The following is a 6,363-nucleotide window of genomic DNA, read 5'->3' on the forward strand; positions in this document are numbered from 1 at the left end:
GAGCAGACCTTCGCCACCCTGGTGGGCCTGGAGTTGCGGCCGCGCAAGATGCGCGAGGCCGCGGTGCTCTGGGAGCGGCTGACCGCCGCGGTCGGGGTGGATGCGCGCGACGCGGTGTGGGCCCATCCCGACCTGCTGCCGACGTCTTCGGACCTCGACGAGCCGGCCGGCTTCATCGACCGGGTGATCGGCGGGGAGGTCGGCTCGGCGGACGTGGATGCGCTGATCGCCGAGATCGAGAAGGAGTCTGGGGAGGGCTGAGTTGCCCGCCTCGTTACTGCACGGTCTGATTCGGGCTTGATGAGGTAGAGCGGGGCGACGAGCGGCTTACTCGGGAAGAAGTACGGCACGCCGGTAGACACATAGGTGCGGGATCCCGCCAACAGCCAGAGCCGCCGCCCCGGCAGAGCCAAACGCTCAGAACAACACCTTGGTGTAACTCGGAATCTGGTATAGCGGTATCTCCTTGTCGTAGCTCAGGGCGCTGGTGATCCCGTCGAGAAGACCCGCGTGGAAAGTCAACGCCCCGGAGGAGCCGAGGGTGAGGCTCGCGGTCGCGCCGGTCTTCTTGTCGGCCGTCGGGCAGGAACTTGACGCGTCGACGCACAGCGATGCGGTGATCGGATTTTCGAACCCGCCACCGACGGTGAAGAGCGACCATCCGCCGACTAACGGCACCCTGGGCGGAATCAAGATGCCGTACAAGAGATTGACGTACGGGGTCAGCTTGGCGTTCACGGTCGCCCCGCTGATGGCCTTGAAGTCTGACGCGTCGGCGTCAAGGTAGTAGTTGAATGCAATTTGCACCTTCTCCTGGGCGCCTGCCGTGTTGTAGGTGACGAGCATGCCCGGAACTGCGTAGGCATAGGCGGCGGCCGAGGTCTTGTCGCCAAGACCGTTGAGGCTGACATCCCCGCCGAGTTTGGCGCCCGCGCCGAGAATGAAGCTGTCAAACCCCAGCGGGCCCGGAGAGTAGAGCGAGGCTAGCTGGAAGTCCTTCTCTGGAAGGTCAAATTTCTGCTGTACACGAATGCTGGGGCCGATCTCGGTGGCGATCAGCACACCCAGCGAGTACCGACTGGGCCTGAAATAGTCGAGGAAGCTGCCGTTGGGCACCACCACGTAGCCGTAAGCGGTCGGGTTCACGTCGATACCCAGCTTGAAGGACGGCGGCTTCTGGGCTGACATGCCGGACAGCCTGTTATCGATATTCGCGCCGAGATCCGCATCGGGTACGAACCCACCGATGTAGAACTGATTGGTGCTACCAGGCACCTGCGCGCCGATTTCGGTGTACTTGTTCAGCCCCGCGTATTCGTAGAAAGTGCAGGGCTTGAGGGTCATCCCGGTCTTGATGTCGGCGACGGTCTTGTTGGACGTCTCGACCGAATTGACGGTCAGGATCGCGCACCGCGCTGTGCCAACCGCACCGCAGTTGCTGGACAAGCTGACGGAGCCCTTGAAGTCGATCTTGGCTTCGCCGCCGACGGAGTAGTTCAGTTTCTCGGGGCTGATGTCTTGGTGGTAAGCAAAGGTGTACGTCGTGCCGCCGGCGGGATTCGGATACAGGAACCCGGCACCGCTGGCATCGGCGCCGAAGATCGGGTCTGTCGCGCTTCCGACACCGGCCTGCTGCCCGAACTGCGCGGTGTTTCCGCTCCACTGTGAGTCGTTGTCGGCAAGTTGCTTACCGAAGTCCACGGCTTGCTGGAGTTTGCCGCTCTGCGTGCACCGCCAGTCCTCGTTACACGTGAAGTCCGACAGGGCGGGCACCGAGCCCAGAGCGTTCTGGGCCGCATTGGCCGGAATGCCTTCGAGCTGGGTCCAGTCGCCTTGGCCGGTGCGCCCGGTGATTGTCCCGGACCACTGCAGCACCGTCCCGTTCCCAAGGCCGATGATCAGACCGTCGCGGACGACGGCGTAGCCGTTGAGGTCGATGGCACTTCCAACAGCGGGGGCGGCAGCCCTGACCGGGCTTGCCCAACCGCTATCGTGCAGCTCGTCCCAGTCGTTCTGGCCCGTTCTCCCCGTGATGACACCCCTCCACGCCTGCACCGAACCGTTGGCCAATCCGACGATCACCCCCTGCCGCGTGGTGCCCGATCTATCGGTCCGGAACGGAATGAGCGTCTCCACGGGGTTCGAGTCTGACTTGCCTCTCCAACCATTGTCGTGTAGTTCCATCCATGCGTCGGTGTTCGCATCGCGCAACTGCACCGACGAAGTCCCCAGTCCGACAACGAATCCGCGCTCCAACTGCGTCATCGACGTGATTTGGTTCCCGGGGCCCCACACCCCGGGTTCTTGAATCTTCTCGACGCCGTATTTCCCATACTGGACGTTACCGTCGTCGTTCTTCGGTTGCCACTTCCACTCCCCGACGTAGGTATTCCTCAGCGCGAACGCAAACGACGGGAGATAACTGTTGCCGCTGATGAGTTTCTTGTATTCGACGATGCCCACCACGGGTGAGTTCACGTTCTGGTAGAGCGTCTCCCATCCCGGCTTGCCCACGCCGCCCGCGCCCTCGTTGTACTTCAGGATCGAGCCGTCGTCTCGTCCGACGAGGAACCCGGCGCACCCTCCCTTGCCGGAGTCGCCGGGGCAGATGTCCGGCCGGTCCCGGAAGGGCATCAGCGCGGTGACAGCCGCCGAGGGATTAAAGGCCATGCTGGTGCCGTCGTACTTGGGCGCCGCGGTGGTCTTGGGCTCATAGAGAATCTCCCAGTTGTTCTTCCAGGTGCTGGGGTTGCCCGCATTGGGACCGGTCCACCTTCGCACATATCCGTTATCGAGGCCCACGACAAAACCGTCGAGGTAGGGAATGATCGCCTTCACCCCGCCCCAGCCGGACTCGAAGCCGTGCAGCTCGGTCCAGCCCCCCGTGCCGATGCCCGACGGACTCACGCTGGGCGAATACATCTGAATCGATCCGTTGGACAGCCCGACGAGAACCGCCTGTGCGACCGCCGGGATGACATCGCCCGACAGCGTCTTCTGGGTGAACACGATCCCGGCCGCGGCTGCGTCGTCGCCCACCCCCGAAACGCTATCGCCGACGGTCTGTGTGATGCTGACCTTGTAGGTACCCTTCAACCCGTCGACCCCGCCCGCCGCAGCGCCCGCATTGCACTTATTGGTGTTGACGTCGCAGTCCGCCTGGGACACGATTCGCGGTACGAATGCGGTGACGATCGTGCCCTTCGCCACCCCTGGCGCGGTGATCTCACTGCCGACCAGCACCGTGCTGCCGGCGCCCAGTCCGGTGACTGTCAGTTCGTCGCCGCGGATGTACCCGGTGAAGGTACTGGCCACACGCTGACCTGTCTGATCGAGCAGTACCCGGTCGAGCTCCGTCAGGGTGGTTACCTTGACATTCTCTCCCCACGGGGGCTTGCCATCAGCAGTAAATCCGGCCAGCAGCTGCTTTTGGGAGCTTCCGGCCGCCCACACCTCCACCGTGCCGTTATCGCGACCGATGTACACCGATTGCCCGACCGACAGCGCCGCGCTCACCCCGGACAGTCCCTTACCAGTGAGCAGGCCGTCGGGCGCAGAGGTGAGCGCAGGCGGGGCGGGCGCCACCGGTACAGACGGCGGGGTGGCTTGCGCTCCGGGCTCGCTGTCTTGCGCGTACAGCCCCAACTGCTCGTATCTGAGCGGGGTGATGGTGTCGAGGTACAGGTCGGCCCCGGTGAAGTCGACATCGACTGTCGTGAACCTCCCTTGACTGCCGTCGAGGTTGTAGGTCGTGAGGAACGCGTCGAAGCGTGGCTTGAAGTCCCTGCCGGCCACGTCCCACGCGTCGACACCGGTCTCGTCGATCTCAGGGGAGGGAGCCACCAGACCGGCGAACACGTAACGACCGTCGGAGTCGACGCTCGCCTTGACGTCGTTCAGGATGAGGGCCTTCGTGGCGCCGTCGACGTCGGCGAAGGCCAGGTGCAGATTCACCGTCGCTCCGTTCGCGGCGGCCCGGTCGGTGAACGTCCGGTAATTCTCGGCCACTTCCTTGACGGTGATTCCGCCGAAGCCTCCCGCGGTGCTCAGCCACGCCCCCCGGGTGTCGTCGGTGACGTCGGTCAGGGTGACGATGCCGGTGTACTGGCCGAACCAGCCGCGCGTTACCGCGATGTGGCCTGCGATGCCCTGCAGGTTGACGGCAACATCGGGAGCGTCATAAACGGTCGGGCTGCCAATGCTGATCACGACATCCCGGGAGCCGTCACTGGCCCAGTCGAGGATGTTCAGAGAGCGACTCGCCGGCGCAATCCTCACGGTGAAGCTGTCCGAACCCTGATAGATCGGCCCCGGTGTGTAGCGGTAGTAACCGGTCGAATCGACCTCGATGGTGCCGTACTGCGAAGCACCGGTCACGGTGTAGCTCAGCGTGTCGCCCTCGAGATCGAATGCCCCTATCCGGCCATGGATCGTGCCATCGGCCGTGGTTGACTGCGGCGACGGTGTCACCCGCGGGGCCTGGTTGAAGAACCTCTGGCGCACCATCAGCAGCGCGCCCTCCAAGAATCGGGTGACATCATTCGCAGGAAGGTCGTTCAGGAAGTTCGCCAGCGCGTTGAAGAACGTTGCCTGCGCGACCCCGACCGCGTCGAGCGGCGCTGTCACCGTTGCCTCGCCGGAGGGCGGGATGCCCGGCCGGATGATCGGCACCTGCGTGGCAGTCGGCGCGCCGCCCGACACGACCGCGTCGGCCGCGTCGGTCACGGGCACGGCGGGCGCGCGGCCCTGCGATCCGCGGCCCGCGGCGGCCCGCAACGCGGACCCCGGGGTGCTCAGCCGCTGCGACCGCGAGGCGACCCGGGTTTCCGGGGCCGGGGCAGCGGAATCCTGGTGGACCCCATCGGGGGATCCATCGGCGGCCGGAGCGTCCGTGCGATCAGCCGCCGAGGCCCGCGTCGGCGGCGCCACCGCCTCGTTGCGTGCGGGCCCTGCGACCTCGCGTTGCGCGACCCGTGCCGACCGGGCCTGCCCCGCGGACCGGCCCGCCTTGGCCGCACCCCCGCGGGCATCACCGGTGTCCGACGACACCGCCGAGCCGTCGGCCTCCCCGCCGTCGGCGACGGCGATCCCCGCTGCCTGCGGACCCGCCAGGGCCAACCCCAGGGCGAAAGCCGCCGCCCCCACCCGCACGCCGTGTCGAATAGTCATCGCCGCTCCCCAAACATCCCGCGGACCAGAAAGAATTGCGCCGAAACTAATCCCGCGGTGAGGTCAACCACAAGGGTTTCCGGATAGTCATCAGATGAAGTTCAGCCCACGTTCAGGCCGGGCCCGAAGGCCTGCCGCCGACTGATACGCGCGAGCCTCAGCCGGCGGTGGCGGCGATGAGCACCCCGCGGATCTGCCCGTCGATCAGTGCCTGATGCAGCGCGCCGTACCAGCCGGTGAAAAAGGTGTGCCAGTCCGCGCCGTGGTCGGCGGTGATCTGTGCACGCAGGGCGGCCAGTTTGTCCAGCAGGTACTGATACCAGCCGATGTAGTGCTGGGTCAGATCGGTGAAGACGGGCTCATACCAGCCGGCGTCGGCGAGTTGGTCGGTGATGCGGTCCAGGGCGACCGGCTTGCCGATCTCGGTGCCCAGCGCGGCGGGCAGCGGGCCCGGTGTCGGCTGGGCGTAGTCGAAGAGGCGCAGCCGGGCACCCGGTGCGCTGACCGCGCGCAGCGCCCGCAGCGCCGCCGGCTGATCGCCGAAGGCGTAGAAGGAGTTGAACAGACAGATCAGATCGAAGAGACCCAGATCGGCCTCCGGCAGCGCCAGTACGTCGCAGTCGCGGAAGTGCACCTGCGGGTAGCGCTGGCGGGCGTAGCCGATCACCTCGGCGTCCACGTCGACGCCGACGACCTGCGTCCAGCCGTGCCGGCGGATCCACTCGGCGGTGCCGCCGCGCCCGCAGCCGACGTCGAGCACCCGCTGACCGGGGTCGGGCGCCAGGCCCTGCAGGGTCAGCGCGACGGCTTCGTCCTCGCCGGGGTGGGCGTAGTCACCGTCGCGCAGGGTGGCGAGGATCTGTTTGCCCTCGGGGGAATTGAGATGCACGGTCTGCTCCCGGTGAGGTTCGGCGGATCACCAGGGTGTCACACCGAGTGCCACACCGCGTCGACCGCCTGTGGAGAGCCGAAGTCCCGCAATCCCGTTCGGTGCGACAGTCACACGCGTGGCCCTCGCCCTGGACCCGGTGCTGCCGGTGCTGCTGCGTCCCGACGGCGCCGTGCAGATCGGCTGGGACCCCCGCCGGGCGGTGCTGGTGCGCCCGCCAGCCGGGCTGTCCGCCCCTGACCTGGCCTTCGTGCTGCGGGCGATGACCGCCCCGCAGCAGCCCGCCGCCCTGCACCGGCTCGCGC

General features: G+C 66.5%; 3 protein-coding genes and 1 pseudogene. 2 read left to right on the plus strand and 2 right to left on the minus strand.

Annotated features, from left to right (window positions below; genetic code table 11):
• On the plus strand, window positions 1–261 hold a 261-nt coding region (locus ACKOB8_RS02610; RefSeq protein ID WP_526375348.1), incomplete at its 5' end, for a zinc-dependent metalloprotease.
• 156 nt (window positions 262–417) lie between these two features.
• Here the strand turns inward: ACKOB8_RS02610 and ACKOB8_RS02615 are convergent.
• Together ACKOB8_RS02615 and ACKOB8_RS02620 are read right to left on the minus strand one after the other, a co-directional pair.
• Window positions 418–5,169, minus strand: a complete 4,752-nt coding sequence (locus tag ACKOB8_RS02615; protein WP_526375350.1) for an Ig-like domain-containing protein — start codon at window positions 5,167–5,169, stop codon at window positions 418–420.
• 157 nt (window positions 5,170–5,326) lie between these two features.
• Entirely contained in the window at window positions 5,327–6,058 is a 732-nt protein-coding gene (locus ACKOB8_RS02620; protein WP_526375352.1) for a methyltransferase domain-containing protein, read from the minus strand.
• A 91-nt stretch (window positions 6,059–6,149) separates the two neighbouring features.
• On the opposite strand from ACKOB8_RS02620, the pseudogene ACKOB8_RS02625 reads away from it, so the two are divergent.
• Window positions 6,150–6,363: pseudogene (locus ACKOB8_RS02625) on the plus strand (cyclodehydratase); the annotation flags it as partial.

Source organism: Mycobacterium sp., from assembly GCF_046091765.1.
Taxonomy (GTDB): domain Bacteria; phylum Actinomycetota; class Actinomycetes; order Mycobacteriales; family Mycobacteriaceae; genus Mycobacterium.

Coding starts and splice junctions, on each gene's coding strand:
- ACKOB8_RS02615 (WP_526375350.1), bottom strand. CDS start 5,169: ATGACTATTCGACACGGCGTGCGGGTGGGGGCGGCGGCTTTCGCCCTG.